At 54.6% G+C, this 14,462-nt stretch carries 20 protein-coding genes; 11 read left to right on the forward strand and 9 right to left on the reverse strand.

All coding sequences use genetic code 11. The features are described 5' to 3' along the window. Positions 1–33: 33 nt before the first annotated feature. From murA to mlaF, 7 genes are all read right to left on the reverse strand, one after another. Positions 34–1,293 (reverse strand): UDP-N-acetylglucosamine 1-carboxyvinyltransferase, encoded by a 1,260-nt coding sequence (murA, locus tag BM007_RS11695; protein ID WP_024906358.1) that lies wholly within the window; start codon positions 1,291–1,293, stop codon positions 34–36. Between the two features lie 50 nt (positions 1,294–1,343). Then, entirely contained in the window at positions 1,344–1,598 is a 255-nt protein-coding gene (gene ibaG / locus BM007_RS11700) for a BolA family iron metabolism protein IbaG (RefSeq protein ID WP_008501458.1), read from the reverse strand. A 126-nt stretch (positions 1,599–1,724) separates the two neighbouring features. Beyond that, complete coding sequence (gene mlaB / locus BM007_RS11705; RefSeq protein WP_024906357.1) at positions 1,725–2,018, reverse strand: lipid asymmetry maintenance protein MlaB; 294 nt, start codon at positions 2,016–2,018, stop codon at positions 1,725–1,727. Next, positions 2,018–2,653: a phospholipid-binding protein MlaC gene (mlaC, locus tag BM007_RS11710; RefSeq protein ID WP_032650393.1), complete on the reverse strand. Its 636-nt coding sequence runs from the start codon at positions 2,651–2,653 to the stop codon at positions 2,018–2,020. The genes mlaB and mlaC overlap by 1 nt, the downstream gene beginning before the upstream one ends. Before the next feature lie 18 nt (positions 2,654–2,671). After that, positions 2,672–3,220: an outer membrane lipid asymmetry maintenance protein MlaD gene (mlaD, locus tag BM007_RS11715; protein ID WP_024906355.1), complete on the reverse strand. Its 549-nt coding sequence runs from the start codon at positions 3,218–3,220 to the stop codon at positions 2,672–2,674. Positions 3,221–3,224: 4 nt separating this feature from the next. Continuing rightward, positions 3,225–4,007: a lipid asymmetry maintenance ABC transporter permease subunit MlaE gene (gene mlaE / locus BM007_RS11720; protein ID WP_010436044.1), complete on the reverse strand. Its 783-nt coding sequence runs from the start codon at positions 4,005–4,007 to the stop codon at positions 3,225–3,227. Positions 4,008–4,014: 7 nt separating this feature from the next. Beyond that, positions 4,015–4,827, reverse strand: a complete 813-nt coding sequence (gene mlaF, locus BM007_RS11725; RefSeq protein WP_024906354.1) for a phospholipid ABC transporter ATP-binding protein MlaF — start codon at positions 4,825–4,827, stop codon at positions 4,015–4,017. Positions 4,828–5,054: 227 nt separating this feature from the next. On the opposite strand from mlaF, the gene BM007_RS11730 reads away from it, so the two are divergent. The 11 genes from BM007_RS11730 (at position 5,055) to npr (ending at position 12,973) form a co-directional block, all read left to right on the forward strand. Beyond that, positions 5,055–6,032 (forward strand): calcium/sodium antiporter, encoded by a 978-nt coding sequence (locus BM007_RS11730; protein WP_023309354.1) that lies wholly within the window; start codon positions 5,055–5,057, stop codon positions 6,030–6,032. Positions 6,033–6,044: 12 nt separating this feature from the next. Continuing rightward, a complete protein-coding gene (kdsD, locus tag BM007_RS11735; protein WP_008501450.1) occupies positions 6,045–7,031 on the forward strand; it encodes an arabinose-5-phosphate isomerase KdsD in 987 nt (328 codons plus the stop codon). A gap of 14 nt (positions 7,032–7,045) precedes the next feature. After that, positions 7,046–7,612: a 3-deoxy-manno-octulosonate-8-phosphatase KdsC gene (kdsC, locus tag BM007_RS11740; RefSeq protein WP_023309356.1), complete on the forward strand. Its 567-nt coding sequence runs from the start codon at positions 7,046–7,048 to the stop codon at positions 7,610–7,612. Beyond that, the gene (gene lptC, locus BM007_RS11745; protein WP_024906353.1) at positions 7,609–8,184 is read left to right on the forward strand and encodes an LPS export ABC transporter periplasmic protein LptC; all 576 of its coding nucleotides are present in this window, start codon (positions 7,609–7,611) and stop codon (positions 8,182–8,184) included. The genes kdsC and lptC overlap by 4 nt, the downstream gene beginning before the upstream one ends. Next, positions 8,153–8,707 carry a lipopolysaccharide ABC transporter substrate-binding protein LptA gene (gene lptA, locus BM007_RS11750; RefSeq protein WP_024906352.1) on the forward strand — a complete coding sequence of 185 codons (555 nt, stop codon included), beginning with the start codon at positions 8,153–8,155 and terminating at the stop codon, positions 8,705–8,707. Before lptC ends, lptA begins: the two co-directional genes overlap by 32 nt. A 6-nt stretch (positions 8,708–8,713) precedes the next feature. Continuing rightward, complete coding sequence (lptB, locus tag BM007_RS11755; protein WP_025756692.1) at positions 8,714–9,439, forward strand: LPS export ABC transporter ATP-binding protein; 726 nt, start codon at positions 8,714–8,716, stop codon at positions 9,437–9,439. Between the two features lie 47 nt (positions 9,440–9,486). Beyond that, positions 9,487–10,920, forward strand: a complete 1,434-nt coding sequence (gene rpoN / locus BM007_RS11760) for an RNA polymerase factor sigma-54 (RefSeq protein ID WP_090418872.1) — start codon at positions 9,487–9,489, stop codon at positions 10,918–10,920. A gap of 22 nt (positions 10,921–10,942) precedes the next feature. Further along, positions 10,943–11,230 carry a ribosome hibernation promoting factor gene (hpf, locus tag BM007_RS11765; RefSeq protein WP_008501444.1) on the forward strand — a complete coding sequence of 96 codons (288 nt, stop codon included), beginning with the start codon at positions 10,943–10,945 and terminating at the stop codon, positions 11,228–11,230. An 82-nt stretch (positions 11,231–11,312) separates the two neighbouring features. Continuing rightward, entirely contained in the window at positions 11,313–11,804 is a 492-nt protein-coding gene (gene ptsN, locus BM007_RS11770; RefSeq protein ID WP_008501443.1) for a PTS IIA-like nitrogen regulatory protein PtsN, read from the forward strand. Between the two features lie 45 nt (positions 11,805–11,849). Further along, complete coding sequence (gene rapZ / locus BM007_RS11775; RefSeq protein WP_014885397.1) at positions 11,850–12,704, forward strand: RNase adapter RapZ; 855 nt, start codon at positions 11,850–11,852, stop codon at positions 12,702–12,704. Continuing rightward, positions 12,701–12,973 (forward strand): PTS phosphocarrier protein NPr, encoded by a 273-nt coding sequence (gene npr, locus BM007_RS11780; protein ID WP_003861872.1) that lies wholly within the window; start codon positions 12,701–12,703, stop codon positions 12,971–12,973. The genes rapZ and npr overlap by 4 nt, the downstream gene beginning before the upstream one ends. Before the next feature lie 39 nt (positions 12,974–13,012). On the opposite strand, the gene mtgA is transcribed toward npr, so the two are convergent. Together mtgA and elbB are read right to left on the reverse strand one after the other, a co-directional pair. After that, positions 13,013–13,738, reverse strand: a complete 726-nt coding sequence (gene mtgA, locus BM007_RS11785; protein ID WP_024906349.1) for a monofunctional biosynthetic peptidoglycan transglycosylase — start codon at positions 13,736–13,738, stop codon at positions 13,013–13,015. Beyond that, positions 13,735–14,388, reverse strand: coding sequence for an isoprenoid biosynthesis glyoxalase ElbB (gene elbB / locus BM007_RS11790; RefSeq protein ID WP_090418875.1), 654 nt, complete (start codon positions 14,386–14,388; stop codon positions 13,735–13,737). The genes mtgA and elbB overlap by 4 nt, the downstream gene beginning before the upstream one ends. Between the last annotated feature and the right edge of the window lie 74 nt (positions 14,389–14,462).

The raw sequence follows: 14,462 nt of genomic DNA on the forward strand, positions 1-14,462 counted from the left end.
CCGGTCATTGCTGGCAGGGGGCTGCCGGAACGATTACTCGCCCTTCACACGCTCGATATTGGCACCCAGCGCGCGCAGTTTATCTTCGATACGCTCATAACCACGATCGATGTGATAAATACGATCCACGATCGTTGTGCCTTCCGCGATACAACCCGCCAGCACCAGGCTTGCAGACGCACGCAGATCGGTTGCCATCACCTGAGCACCTGACAGTTTCTCAACGCCATGGCAAATCACGGTATTACTTTCGATCTCAGCATGCGCACCCATACGGATCAGCTCCGGTACGTGCATAAAGCGGTTTTCGAAAATGGTTTCTGTGATGAAGCCAGTACCTTCGGCGACCAGGTTCAACAGGGTGAACTGCGCCTGCATGTCCGTTGGGAACGCCGGATGCGGTGCCGTCCGCACATTGACCGCTTTTGGACGCTGGCCGTGCATATCAAGGCTGATCCAGTCTTCACCGATTTCGATATCCGCACCCGCATCGCGCAGTTTCGCCAGCACCGCATCCAGGGTATCGGGCTGCGCGTTGCGACAAACAATCTTACCGCCAGAGATCGCGGCAGCGACCAGGAAGGTACCGGTTTCGATACGGTCCGGCAGAACGCGATAAACACCACCGCCCAGACGCTCAACGCCTTCGATGGTGATACGGTCGGTACCCTGACCGGTGATCTTCGCACCCAGCGCCACGAGGAAGTTGGCGGTATCCACAATTTCCGGTTCGCGCGCGGCGTTTTCGATGATAGTGGTCCCTTCTGCCAGCGTCGCCGCAGACATAATGGTCACCGTTGCGCCCACGCTCACTTTGTCCATGACAATGTGCGCGCCTTTCAGACGACCATTGACGGACGCTTTAACGTAGCCTTCTTCCAGCTTGATCTCTGCGCCCAGTTTTTCCAGACCAAAGATGTGCAGGTCAACCGGACGCGCACCGATAGCGCAGCCGCCCGGCAGAGAGACCTGACCCTGACCAAAACGCGCCACCAGTGGGCCAAGCGCCCAGATGGATGCACGCATGGTTTTCACCAGATCGTAAGGGGCAGAGAAGTTGTTCACCTTGCTGGCGTCGATCCAGACGGAACCGTTACGCTCGACTTTCGTGCCCAACTGGGTGAGCAGCTTCATGGTGGTATCGATATCTTTCAGCTTCGGTACGTTCTGAATTTCTACCGGCTCTTCCGCGAGCAGCGCAGCAAAGAGGATTGGCAGCGCGGCGTTTTTCGCGCCAGAAATTGTGACTTCGCCCTGGAGACGCGTTGGCCCCTGTACACGAAATTTATCCATTGTGTGCTCTCTTATAAATTCAACCGTGCTGCGGGCCTGTCGCCCTCAGCTCAAAAACCGTTTAGTTTGCGATCGCGTGCCCACTCTTGCGGGGTGAACGCTTTAATCGACAGGGCGTGGATGCGGTTATCCGCAATATATTCCATCAGCGGCGCGTACACAGCCTGCTGTTTCTTCACACGGCTCATACCGTCGAACATCTCACCCACAGCAATAACCTGGAAGTGACTGCCATCGCCAGTGACGTGGGCTTCCTGAAGGGAGAGTGCATTCATCAGCACTGTCTGGATTTCATGATTTTCCATGGGTTCTTAATCATCTGATAGTGAAAACAAGCCCAACATCTTAGAGCAAAGTGGCGTCGTCTTAAACAAGCAAAAAGCCCCGACGATGAAACTGTCAGGGCTTTCGGAAGTAACGCACTGAAAATATTAACGAGGCAATACGTCCTGAGGCAGATTGTAGAGCTGCGCCAGGGTAACGACATTATCGCTCGCGCCGCGAAGCGTGACGCTCGCCCCCTGCTTTTTCCCTACCGCAACCAGATGGGCAAGCAGCGCAACGCCTGCCGTATCGACCCGTGTGATGTCGGTTAAGTCGATAAGCGTCACGCCCTGCATAGCCTCATGGCGTTTATCCCATAAGGGGTTCAGCAGATCCTGATCCAGCTCACCGGACAGCTTTAATGTCTCGCCTTCACGCGACCAGCTGAGTTGCTGTGACATTACTTCTTCTCGTCCAACGTGATTTTCTGACGAGCAATGGACTGCAGCTGCGCGGTCAGGCCATCAATACCCTTAGTGCGCAGCAGGTCACTCCACTCGTTCTGTTTGGTGGTGATCATGCTTACGCCTTCGGCGATCATGTCATACGCCTGCCAGTGGCCGGTCTGGCTGTTTTTACGCCACTGGAAATCCAGACGAACCGGCGGACGGCCGTTAGGATCGTTGATCGTTACGCGGATAGGCACGATGGTCGCATCACCCAGCGGCTGCTCAGGCGCAATCTGATAGGTCTGACCGTGGTACATTGCCAGCGCCTGACCATAAGCCTGCTTCAGGTATTCACGGAACGCGGCAAAGTAGGCATCACGCTGCGCAGGGGTCGCGTCTTTGTAATAACGGCCCAGTACCAGCGCACCCGCATATTTTATCTGCACATACGGCAGCAGTTCCTGGTCAACGACTTCACGCAGATAATCAGGATTAGCACGAATTTTAGGCTGTTCGTTTGTAAGGCGGTCAAAGGTCTTCTTCGCCGCTTCGTCCATCAGTTTGTACGGGTTACTCTGATCCGCAGCGTGGGCAGCGGTAAGAGGGGCGATGACCAGCATGGCAACCATTAACAGTCGTTTAAACATGAATGACTTCTCCTGAAATTAATTCGCAGCACCAGGTGTCGGTGCGGCGTCGGTATGCTCTTCGCTCTGCGCAGGGGCTGCATCGGATTTTTTCTCATCCCCTTTGCTGTTGTAAAGGAACTGACCAATCATATCCTCCAGAACCATCGCGGATTTCGTATCCTGAATGACGCTACCGTCTTTAAGGATAGTCGTTCCCAGCTCGGGGTCTTCAAAACCGACGTTAAGCGCCAGATATTGTTCACCCAGCAGGCCGGAAGTACGGATAGAAAGGGAACTGGTGTCCGGGATATGGTTATAACGCTCTTCGATATCCATCGCGACGCGTGGCAGATAGGTTTTCTCATCGAGCGTAATGTCCGTTACGCGTCCGATCACCACGCCGCCAATACGGACCGGTGAACGCGCCTTCAGCCCGCCGATGTTATCGAAGGTGGCATAGATGCGATACGTCGGCTCGGTGCGCACAGACGTAATATCCGCCGCTCTCAGGCAGATGAACAGCGCGGCCAGCAGCGCCAGAAGCAGGAATACACCGACCCAAATTTCATTTTTTCTCGTTTGCATGAACTCAATTCCCAAACATCAGTGCGGTGAGCACAAAATCCAGACCCAGTACGGCCAGCGACGAATGTACGACGGTACGTGTAGTTGCACGGCTAATGCCCGCCGACGTCGGAATGGCATCGTAACCATTGAACAATGCAATCCACGTGACCGTAATGGCAAATACCACGCTTTTAATCAGGCAGTTAACCAGATCCATTCGCAGGTCAATGGCGTCCTGCATCGCGGACCAGAAGAAACCAGCGTCAATGCCTTTCCAGTGCACGCCAACCAGCGAACCGCCCCAGATACCCACGGCGACAAACAGAATAGTCAGTAACGGTAAAGAGATCACCCCAGCCCAGAAACGCGGCGAGATCACGCGACGTAGCGGATCGACCGCCATCATCTCCATGCTGGAGAGCTGCTCGGTCGCACGCATCAGGCCAATTTCAGCCGTTAATGCCGACCCCGCACGCCCGGCGAACAACAGCGCCGCCACAACCGGCCCCAGTTCTCGTAGCAGCGAGAGCGCCACCAGCATCCCGAGGCTGGTTTCCGCACTGTAGGTTGTCAGAACAAGATAGCCCTGTAGCCCAAGCACCATACCGATAAAAAGACCGGAGACAATGATGATGAGCATCGACAGCACGCCGACATTATAAAGCTGCCGCACCAGCAGCGGTGCGTGCTTACGGAATTCCGGCTTGCCGACCAGCGCGTTGAATAACATCAATCCGGCACGCCCGAACGTCCTGATGGTTTTTATGCCACGGTGTCCGAGAGCGGCCAACGCATTTAACAGCATGAGTGGCTTAACTCCCTATTCCCAGTAAATCGTCACGATAGTCGCCCGCCGGGTAGCGGAACGGCACAGGGCCATCGGCAATACCGTCGAGGAACTGCCGCACGCGCGGATCGCAATTCTCCTGCAGCGCCTGGGCGCTACCGTGCGCGACGATCTTTTTGTCCGCCACGATATAGGCGTAATCGGCAATGCTCAATACTTCCGGTACATCGTGAGATACCACAATGCAGGTGACGCCAAGCGCACTGTTCAGTTCAGAGATGAGCTTCACCAGCACGCCCATCGTGATGGGATCCTGTCCAACGAACGGTTCGTCAAACATGATTAAATCAGGTTCGAGTGCAATGGCTCGCGCCAGCGCGGCGCGGCGCGCCATCCCCCCGGATAGCTCTGAAGGCATCAGTTTCGCGGCGCCCCGCAAACCGACGGCTTCAAGCTTCATCATCACCGTGCTTTTCAGCAGTTCAGGCGGCAGGCTGGTATGCTCGCGCAGCGGATAGGCCACGTTATCAAAGACATTCATGTCGGTGAACAAGGCTCCAGACTGAAAGAGCATGCTCATGCGTTTGCGGACAGTATACAGGCGCGAGCGTGACATCTCCGGGATGTTTTCGCCATCAAAGAGAATTTCACCGCTATCCGGTGGGATCTGCCCACCAATAAGGCGCAACAGGGTCGTTTTACCGATCCCGGACGGCCCCATGATGGCAGTGATCTTGCCACGCGGTACGGTCAATGAAATATCATCAAATATCAATCTGTTGGCGCGAGAAAAACTCACACCGCGAACATCGACTAAATTCGCCATCGTTTGGCTCATTTATGGTTCCTTTATTACCCTGCTCACATTAAGGCATGCTGCCTGAATCAGCCCTCAACTCCGCATTTTTACAGAATAATAGCCGTTGAGGTTAGCGAAAGCTGGCATTTGTTTTACTTTTCCGGCGCATAAAGTCAAAATTAGGAATTCGTTACGCCTCAGACTGTATGCAGTCCAGCCATTTCCGCGCGATGGACCGACGAGTATACCTGAAGAAAGGACTTTTGATGCTTTTAGCAACAGCACTGTTAATAATTGGTTTACTTTTGGTGGTCTACAGTGCTGACCGTTTAGTGTTTGCTGCATCTATCCTGTGTCGCCTGACGGGCGTACCGCCTGTCGTCATCGGGATGACCGTGGTCAGTGTTGGAACGTCACTTCCTGAAATCATCGTCTCTGTCTCGGCATCGCTGCATGGTCAGTTAGACCTGGCAGTAGGCACTGCGATTGGCTCTAACATCGTCAATATACTCTTGATTTTAGGCCTGGCGGCACTGCTCCATCCATTTCGCGTGCATTCTGATGTTCTGCGCCGTGAATTGCCGCTAATGTTAATCGTAAGTCTGCTGGCAGGGTGCGTATTTTACGATGGTGTACTGAGCTACAGCGACGGCATTTTCTTGCTGGCGCTGGCCGTTATTTGGCTGCTGTATAGTGTTAAAATCGCCCGTCTGGCTGAAAAGCAGGGCCAGGATAGCCTCACGCGTGAGCAGGTCGCCGAACTTCCGCGAGAAGGCACGCTGCCTGTTGCCCTGCTGTGGCTTGGCGTTGCGCTGATCATCATGCCGATGGCAACGCGTATGGTTGTGGATAACGCGACGGTGCTGGCGAACTATTTCGCCATCAGTGAACTGACCATTGGTCTGACGGTGATTGCCATCGGTACCAGCCTGCCGGAGCTGGCCACGGCCATTGCGGGGGCACGCAAAGGTGAGGATGACATTGCCATTGGTAATATCATCGGTTCCAACATATTTAATATCGCCATTGTGATGGGTCTGCCGGCCCTGATTACGCCAGGGCCCTTTAATCCCCTGGCGTTCTCACGCGACTACGGCGTGATGTTATTGGTCAGCGTGATATTTGCCCTGCTCTGCTGGCGGCGGCAACGACAGATCGGCAAAGGCGCAGGCGCGCTGCTGACGGGTGGATTTATCGTATGGATGGCGATGCTGTACTGGCTCTCGCCTCTTCTCTCTGGGTAACGGAAACGCATTATGTCGCAAATAGAATTGCAGCCGGGTTTTGACTTTCAGAAAGCAGGCAAAGACGTTCTGGAGATTGAACGTGAAGGTCTGGCGCAGTTAGATCAGTACATTAATCAGGATTTTAGTCTGGCATGTGAGAAGATATTCTACTGTGCCGGCAAAGTCGTGGTGATGGGGATGGGTAAGTCCGGCCACATTGGACGCAAAATGGCGGCAACATTTGCCAGTACCGGCACCTCGTCCTTCTTTGTGCACCCGGGAGAAGCCGCGCATGGCGACCTGGGTATGGTCACGCCGCAGGATATCGTCATCGCGCTGTCCAACTCCGGTGAGTCCAATGAGATCCTGGCGTTGATTCCGGTACTGAAGCGCCTGCAGGTGCCGCTTATTTGCATGACCAGCCGTCCGGAAAGCAGCATGGCGCGGGCGGCAGACATTCACCTGTGCGTGAAAGTGCCCAAGGAGGCCTGTCCGCTCGGCCTGGCGCCGACGTCCAGCACCACCGCCGCGCTGGTCATGGGTGATGCGCTTGCCGTCGCGCTGCTCGAAGCCCGTGGTTTTACGCCGGAAGATTTCGCGCTTTCCCACCCGGGCGGTGCGCTGGGGCGCAAGCTGCTGCTTCGGGTAAACGATATTATGCACACCGGGGATGAGATCCCTCACGTCAGTAAAGAAGCCTCCCTGCGTGATGCGCTGCTGGAAATCACCCGCAAGAATCTGGGGATGACGGTCGTGTGCGACGATCTGATGAAAATTCAGGGGATCTTCACCGATGGCGACCTGCGTCGCGTGTTCGACATGGGTGTCGATGTCCGCACGCTCGGCATTGCCGACGTGATGACGCCAGGCGGTATCCGCGTGCGTCCGGGTACGCTGGCCGTGGATGTGCTGAACCTGATGCAGTCCCGCCATATCACCTCCGTTATGGTTGCCGATGGCGACCAGTTGCTGGGTGTGGTACATATGCATGATCTGCTGCGCGCAGGCGTAGTGTAATGAAGGATAAGACAATGAGTAATGCGGGTGCATCCCTTGCAACCTGTTATGGTCCGGTCAGTACCCAGATGATGGCAAAGGCGGAAAACATTCGTCTGCTCATCCTGGATGTGGATGGGGTACTCTCCGACGGCCTGATTTACATGGGCAATAATGGTGAAGAGCTGAAAGCGTTTAACGTTCGCGACGGCTACGGTATCCGCTGTGCGCTCACCTCAGGTATTGAGGTGGCTATCATCACCGGGCGAAAAGCTAAACTGGTAGAAGACCGCTGTGAAACCTTAGGCATTACCCATCTGTATCAGGGGCAATCCGATAAGATGGCGGCGTTTAAAGATTTACTGGGTAAACTGGCTATCGCACCGGAAAACGTGGCCTACGTCGGGGACGATCTGATTGACTGGCCCGTGATGGCTGAAGTTGGGCTGAGCATCGCCGTTGCCGATGCGCATCCGCTGCTGATCCCGCGCGCTGACTACGTTACCCACATCAACGGGGGCCGCGGTGCCGTACGTGAAGTCTGCGATCTGCTCCTGCTGGCGCAGGGCAAGCTTGATGAGGCCAAAGGGCAATCGATATGAGTAAAACCAGACGTTGGATTATCATTTTGCTTTCGCTTGTCGCACTGGTATTGATTGGCGTGAACCTTGCCGATCGCGACGATACGCAAACGGAAGTGATCAACAATAACGATCCAACCTATAAAAGCGATCACAGCGACACCGTGGTCTACAGCCCTGAAGGCGCGCTGAACTATCGCCTGATTGCCCAGCATGTTGAATATTTTTCAGATGACGGTATTTCGTGGTTTACCCAACCTGTCATGACCACATTTGATAAGGACAAAGTGCCGACGTGGTCAATTAAGTCAGATCGGGCAAAACTGACAAATGACCGTATGCTTTATCTGTATGGCCACGTTGAAGTCAACGCCCTGACCGCTGACTCGCAGCTACGAAAAATTACGACGGATAATGCCCAGATCAACCTGGTAACCCAGGACGTGACGTCGCAGGATCTGGTCACACTGTATGGCACAACATTTAATTCCAGCGGTTTGAGAATGCGCGGGAACTTACGCAGCAAAAACGCCGAGCTGATTGAAAAGGTTAGAACCTCCTATGAAATTCAAAACAAACAAACTCAGCCTTAAAGTAATTATCGCCAGCGCGATGCTGGCGACCAGTCTCCCCGCGCTTGCTGTAACGGGCGATACCGACCAACCGATCCATATCGAGTCCGATACCCAGTCTCTCGATATGCAGGGCAATGTCGTCACCTTCACGGGTAACGTCGTCATGACTCAGGGCACCATCAAAATTAACGCCGACAAAGTGGTCGTGACCCGTCCGGGTGGCGAGCAGGGCAAAGAGATCATTGATGGTTACGGTAACCCGGCCACCTTCTACCAGATGCAGGACAATGGCAAGCCGGTGAAAGGTCACGCTACGCACATGCACTATGAGCTGGCGAAGGACCTGGTCATCCTGACCGGTAATGCGTACCTGGAACAGCTGGACAGCAACATTACCGGCGACCAGATTACCTATCTGGTAAAAGAGCAAAAAATGCAGGCCTCCAGCGAGAAAGGCAAACGCGTCACCACCGTACTGGTTCCGTCGCAGCTGCAGGACAAAGGCAAAGGCCAGGCCCCGGCACAGAAGAAGAGTAACTAATTCGTTATGGCAACATTAACTGCAAAAAATCTCGCAAAGGCCTATAAGGGCCGCCGTGTCGTAGAAGATGTCAGTCTGACCGTCAACTCCGGCGAAATTGTAGGGCTGCTTGGCCCTAACGGTGCGGGTAAAACCACCACTTTCTACATGGTCGTTGGCATTGTGCCGCGCGATGCCGGCAACATTGTCATTGACGATGAAGACATCAGTCTTCTGCCGCTGCACGCGCGCGCGCGTCGCGGGATCGGCTACCTGCCGCAGGAAGCCTCCATTTTCCGTCGTCTTAGCGTTTACGATAACCTGATGGCGGTCCTGCAAATTCGTAACGATCTGACCAGCGAACAGCGTCAGGATCGTGCCAACGAGCTGATGGAAGAGTTCCACATTGAGCATCTGCGCGACAGCCTCGGTCAGGCTCTCTCCGGGGGCGAACGCCGTCGTGTTGAGATTGCCCGTGCGCTGGCCGCAAACCCGAAGTTTATTCTTCTGGATGAACCGTTTGCGGGCGTTGACCCGATCTCGGTTATCGACATTAAACGTATCATTGAACACCTGCGTGACAGCGGGCTTGGCGTACTGATCACCGACCACAACGTCCGTGAAACGCTGGCCGTGTGTGAACGCGCGTATATTGTGAGCCAGGGCAATCTGATCGCCCACGGTACGCCGCAGCAGATCCTCGAAGACGATCATGTTAAGCGCGTCTATCTTGGGGAAGACTTCAGACTCTGATAGGGTAGAGGTAACGTAACGCCGAACCGGAGAAAAATGCTCTGAACATGAAGCAAGGTTTGCAATTAAGGCTCAGCCAACAACTGGCGATGACGCCGCAGCTACAGCAGGCAATTCGCCTGTTGCAACTGTCCACGTTAGAACTTCAGCAGGAGCTCCAGCAGGCGCTGGACAGCAACCCCCTGCTGGAACAAACCGATCTTCATGACGAGGTAGATACCCAGCAATCGCAGGATACAGAAGCGCTCGACACCGCGGATGCACTCGAACAAAAAGAGATGCCGGACGAGCTTCCGCTGGATGCCAGCTGGGATGAAATCTACACCGCCGGAACCCCTTCCGGTACGCGTGCAGACTACCAGGATGATGAGCTACCGGTCTACCAGGGCGAAACCACCCAGTCACTGCAGGATTACCTGATGTGGCAGGTGGAACTTACTCCCTTCTCCGATACCGACCGCGCGATTGCCACCTCAATTGTCGATGCCGTTGACGACACTGGCTATTTGACCGTCACGCTGGACGATATTCTGGAAAGCATGGGCGACGACGAGATAGAGCTTGAGGAAGTTGAAGCCGTTCTGAAGCGCATCCAGCGTTTCGATCCGGTAGGCGTGGCCGCAAAAGATCTGCGCGACTGCCTGCTGATCCAGCTTTCTCAATTCAGCAAAGAGACGCCGTGGCTCGACGAGGCGCGCTTAATCATCAGCGATCATCTGGATCTGCTGGCGAACCACGATTTCCGCTCCCTGATGCGCGTCACGCGCCTGAAGGAAGAAGTGCTGAAAGAAGCGGTGAATCTGATCCAGTCGCTCGATCCGCGCCCGGGACAGTCGATCCAGACCAGCGAGCCCGAGTACGTCATCCCGGATGTACTGGTCAGAAAACACAATGACCGCTGGGTCGTTGAACTGAATTCAGACAGCATCCCTCGTCTGCAAATCAACCAGCAGTATGCCTCCATGTGCACCAGCGTGCGTAACGACTCCGACAATCAATATATTCGTAGCAATTTGCAGGAAGCGCGATGGCTGATCAAAAGTCTGGAGAGCCGAAATGATACGCTGCTTCGCGTCAGCCGCTGTATTGTCGAACAGCAGCAGGCGTTCTTTGAGCAGGGCGAAGAGTATATGAAACCGATGGTACTGGCGGATATCGCCCAGGCCGTCGAAATGCATGAATCAACCATTTCCCGTGTCACCACGCAGAAGTATCTGCACAGTCCACGCGGTATTTTTGAGCTTAAGTATTTCTTCTCCAGCCATGTGAATACCGAGGGCGGCGGCGAAGCGTCGTCAACGGCCATTCGTGCCCTGGTGAAGAAGTTGATCGCCGCGGAGAATCCCGCGAAGCCACTAAGCGACAGTAAGTTAACCACCATGCTGTCCGATCAGGGTATTATGGTGGCACGTCGTACTGTTGCGAAGTATCGAGAGTCTTTATCCATTCCGCCGTCCAACCAGCGTAAACAGCTGGTCTGACACAACCGATAAGGAAGACACTATGCAGCTCAACATCACTGGACAAAACGTCGAAATTACTGAGGCTTTACGCGACTTTGTGAACGCGAAGTTTGCAAAACTCGAGCAGTATTTCGAAAGGATCAATCAGGTCTATATTGTGTTGAAAGTGGAGAAAGTGACTCATATCTCGGATGCCACCCTGCATGTTAACGGGGGTGAACTGCATGCCAGTGCGGAAGGGCAAGACATGTACGCTGCTATCGACGGCTTGATTGATAAGCTTGCACGACAGCTCAATAAACATAAAGATAAACTGAAACAACACTAATTGTCCGGGCAGTTAACGGGTGCAGGACGGCCTGTTGTGAAACACAACAGGCCATTTGTACAGTTAGCGCTTAGGTGAAATTATGATGAACAACGATTCCGCTCTTCAACTGAGCAATGTCCTTAACCAGGAATGTACCCGCAGTGCGGTTCACTGCCAGAGCAAAAAACGTGCGCTGGAGATCATCAGTGAACTGGCTGCAAAACAGCTGGGCCTGCCGCCGCAGGTGGTATTCGAAGCGATTCTGACCCGTGAAAAAATGGGCAGTACTGGTATCGGCAACGGCATCGCGATCCCGCACGGCAAACTGGAAGAGGATACCCTGCGTGCCGTTGGTGTGTTTGTGCAGCTTGAAACACCCATCGCCTTCGATGCCATTGATAACCAGCCCGTCGATCTCCTCTTCGCGCTGCTGGTGCCTGCCGATCAGACTAAAACCCATCTGCATACGCTGTCGCTGGTCGCAAAACGTCTGGCCGATAAAACCATTTGCCGTCGACTGCGTTCGGCCCAAAGTGATGAAGAGCTCTATCAGATTATCACTGAAGCAGAAGGCAATCAGGATGATGCATAACCAGGAGATGGCCTTCACATCTGTTGTCCTGAGGAGAAACGGAACATGGTGCTGATGATTGTCAGTGGCCGTTCAGGGTCGGGGAAATCCGTTGCTCTGCGCGCGCTGGAAGACATGGGTTTTTACTGCGTCGATAACCTGCCGGTCGTGTTATTGCCTGACCTGGCCCGTACGCTTGCGGAGAGGCAAACCTCTGCCGCCGTCAGCATCGACGTCCGTAACATGCCTGAATCGCCAGAGATCTTCGAGCAGGCCATGAGCAACCTGCCTGATGCGTTCTCCCCTCAGCTGCTTTTCCTTGATGCAGACCGCAATACGCTGATCCGTCGCTACAGCGATACCCGTCGCTTGCACCCGCTTTCCAGTAAGAACCTCTCACTGGAGAGCGCGATCGATGAAGAGAGCGATCTGCTGGAGCCGCTGCGCTCTCGTGCCGACCTGATTGTCGACACTTCTGAGATGTCCGTTCACGAGCTGGCGGAAATGCTGCGTACCCGACTGTTGGGCAAGCGCGAGCGCGAACTGACGATGGTGTTCGAATCCTTCGGCTTTAAGCACGGTATTCCGATTGATGCGGATTACGTTTTCGACGTGCGCTTCCTGCCGAACCCGCACTGGGATCCGAAGCTGCGCCCAATGACAGGTCTGGATAAACCCGTCGCGGCCTTCCTCGACCGGCACACAGAAGTTCACAATTTTATCTACCAGACGCGAAGCTACCTTGAGCTATGGTTACCTATGCTGGAGACAAACAATCGTAGCTACCTGACGGTGGCGATTGGCTGTACCGGCGGTAAACATCGTTCGGTTTATATCGCCGAACAGCTGGCCGACTATTTCCGCTCGCGCGGGAAGAACGTTCAGTCCCGTCATCGCACGCTGGAAAAACGTAAAACATGACCGTAAAACAAACCGTTGAGATCACCAATAAGCTGGGTATGCATGCACGCCCGGCGATGAAACTGTTTGAGCTGATGCAGGGTTTCGATGCAGAGGTTCTGCTGCGGAATGACGAAGGTACCGAAGCGGAAGCGAACAGCGTGATAGCCCTGCTAATGCTGGATTCCGCCAAAGGGCGTCAGATTGAAGTCGAAGCCACAGGACCTCAGGAAGAGGAAGCGCTGGCGGCGGTGATTGCCCTGTTTAACGCCGGATTTGACGAAGACTAACGTTCGCCCCTTCGGCGGGTGGCGCTGCGCTTACCCGCCCTACTTAAGATTGTTACGCTGCATAAAACCCTCTCCACCCAGCTGATTCATCTGGCGTAGGATCCACGCCTGACGGCTTCGCACGTACCCTGATGGGGCGCTGGCTTTAAAGCGGATGGGATTCGGTAAGACAGCGGCCAATAGTGCTGCTTCTGACATGCTCAGACGGCTGGCTGGCTTATTGAAATAACGCTGCGCGGCAGCTTCCACGCCAAAAATACCGTCGCCAAATTCAGCGACGTTGAGATAGACGGTCAGAATGCGCTTTTTGCTCCAGACCGTTTCCATCCCCAGGGTCAACCCCGCTTCCAGCCCCTTTCGCACCCAGCTGCGGCCGTCCCACAGAAACAGATTTTTGGCCGTCTGCTGCGACAAGGTTGAGGCACCGCGCACGCGGTTTTCATGGCGTTCGTTATGGGCCAGCGCCTTCTCGATGGCCGCCACGTCGAACCCCCAGTGCTCCGGGAATTTCTGGTCCTCCGCCGCGATGACCGCCAGACCCATGAACGGCGAGATCTCGTCCATGCTTACCCAGTCAGAGTGGGCAACATAGCTGAAATCGCCGCTGAGCCACGCGCCGAGCTGGCGCTCAACCATCACGGCAGAGAACGGGACTGGCATAATGCTGAACAGGGCGAGTCCACCGCCCCAAAACACCGCCAGCACCAGAACGATGCGCAACAGGGTACGTTTTACCCACGCGCCGGCACCGGATTGACGACTCATTCAGCCAACACCAGCACGCGGGCGACCAGCTTTTCGATCCCCATAGCCGCTTCTGCAATATTCTTCGCCAGCATATACGCAGGCGTGGTGACAATTTTGTTATCTTCATCAACCACAATGTCATCTACCGGGCACGGAACGTGTTCGCCCCCCATTTCCTCGACGATCTCTGCGGTATCGATATCCGTCCCGATGGTCAGGCGCAGCGGGAAATCAAAAATCTTAGGCAACATCGCCGGTGCGATACAGATAAAGCCCAGCGGTTTTCCTGCCGCATGCATAGCCTGCGACAGCGCTTTCAGATGAGGATCGATCTGACACTCCGCGCCCTGCGCAGCAAAGGTACTGAGATTTTTGGCCGCGCCAAACCCACCCGGCACAATGAGCGCATCAAGCTCTGTAGGGGCTGCCTGGATAAGAGGATGGATATCACCTCGCGCAATACGCGCGGCTTCAATCAGTACATTACGGGTTTCCGCCATCGGCTCACCGGTCAGATGGTTAATCACATCCGCCTGATTTTTGTCTGGCGCAAAACAAATAACCTCTGCTCCCTGCTTAGCCAGGGCTAGCAGCGTAATGACGGCTTCGTGTATTTCAGAACCATCGTAAACACCGCATCCGCTCAGCACGACACCAATCTTTTTCATCATGACAATCCTTTTCTGCAACTTGCTGAAGCACATTAATAATTTTGATTAAAACGCTATGCTTCACACATTTC

This window comes from Enterobacter sp. NFIX59, from assembly GCF_900113755.1.
Taxonomy (GTDB): Bacteria; Pseudomonadota; Gammaproteobacteria; order Enterobacterales; family Enterobacteriaceae; genus Enterobacter; species Enterobacter pseudoroggenkampii.

Coding starts and splice junctions, on each gene's coding strand:
- murA (WP_024906358.1), bottom strand. CDS start 1,293: ATGGATAAATTTCGTGTACAGGGGCCAACGCGTCTCCAGGGCGAAGTC.
- ibaG (WP_008501458.1), bottom strand. CDS start 1,598: ATGGAAAATCATGAAATCCAGACAGTGCTGATGAATGCACTCTCCCTT.
- mlaB (WP_024906357.1), bottom strand. CDS start 2,018: ATGTCACAGCAACTCAGCTGGTCGCGTGAAGGCGAGACATTAAAGCTG.
- mlaC (WP_032650393.1), bottom strand. CDS start 2,653: ATGTTTAAACGACTGTTAATGGTTGCCATGCTGGTCATCGCCCCTCTT.
- mlaD (WP_024906355.1), bottom strand. CDS start 3,220: ATGCAAACGAGAAAAAATGAAATTTGGGTCGGTGTATTCCTGCTTCTG.
- mlaE (WP_010436044.1), bottom strand. CDS start 4,007: ATGCTGTTAAATGCGTTGGCCGCTCTCGGACACCGTGGCATAAAAACC.
- mlaF (WP_024906354.1), bottom strand. CDS start 4,827: ATGAGCCAAACGATGGCGAATTTAGTCGATGTTCGCGGTGTGAGTTTT.
- BM007_RS11730 (WP_023309354.1), top strand. CDS start 5,055: ATGCTTTTAGCAACAGCACTGTTAATAATTGGTTTACTTTTGGTGGTC.
- kdsD (WP_008501450.1), top strand. CDS start 6,045: ATGTCGCAAATAGAATTGCAGCCGGGTTTTGACTTTCAGAAAGCAGGC.
- kdsC (WP_023309356.1), top strand. CDS start 7,046: ATGAGTAATGCGGGTGCATCCCTTGCAACCTGTTATGGTCCGGTCAGT.
- lptC (WP_024906353.1), top strand. CDS start 7,609: ATGAGTAAAACCAGACGTTGGATTATCATTTTGCTTTCGCTTGTCGCA.
- lptA (WP_024906352.1), top strand. CDS start 8,153: ATGAAATTCAAAACAAACAAACTCAGCCTTAAAGTAATTATCGCCAGC.
- lptB (WP_025756692.1), top strand. CDS start 8,714: ATGGCAACATTAACTGCAAAAAATCTCGCAAAGGCCTATAAGGGCCGC.
- rpoN (WP_090418872.1), top strand. CDS start 9,487: ATGAAGCAAGGTTTGCAATTAAGGCTCAGCCAACAACTGGCGATGACG.
- hpf (WP_008501444.1), top strand. CDS start 10,943: ATGCAGCTCAACATCACTGGACAAAACGTCGAAATTACTGAGGCTTTA.
- ptsN (WP_008501443.1), top strand. CDS start 11,313: ATGATGAACAACGATTCCGCTCTTCAACTGAGCAATGTCCTTAACCAG.
- rapZ (WP_014885397.1), top strand. CDS start 11,850: ATGGTGCTGATGATTGTCAGTGGCCGTTCAGGGTCGGGGAAATCCGTT.
- npr (WP_003861872.1), top strand. CDS start 12,701: ATGACCGTAAAACAAACCGTTGAGATCACCAATAAGCTGGGTATGCAT.
- mtgA (WP_024906349.1), bottom strand. CDS start 13,738: ATGAGTCGTCAATCCGGTGCCGGCGCGTGGGTAAAACGTACCCTGTTG.
- elbB (WP_090418875.1), bottom strand. CDS start 14,388: ATGAAAAAGATTGGTGTCGTGCTGAGCGGATGCGGTGTTTACGATGGT.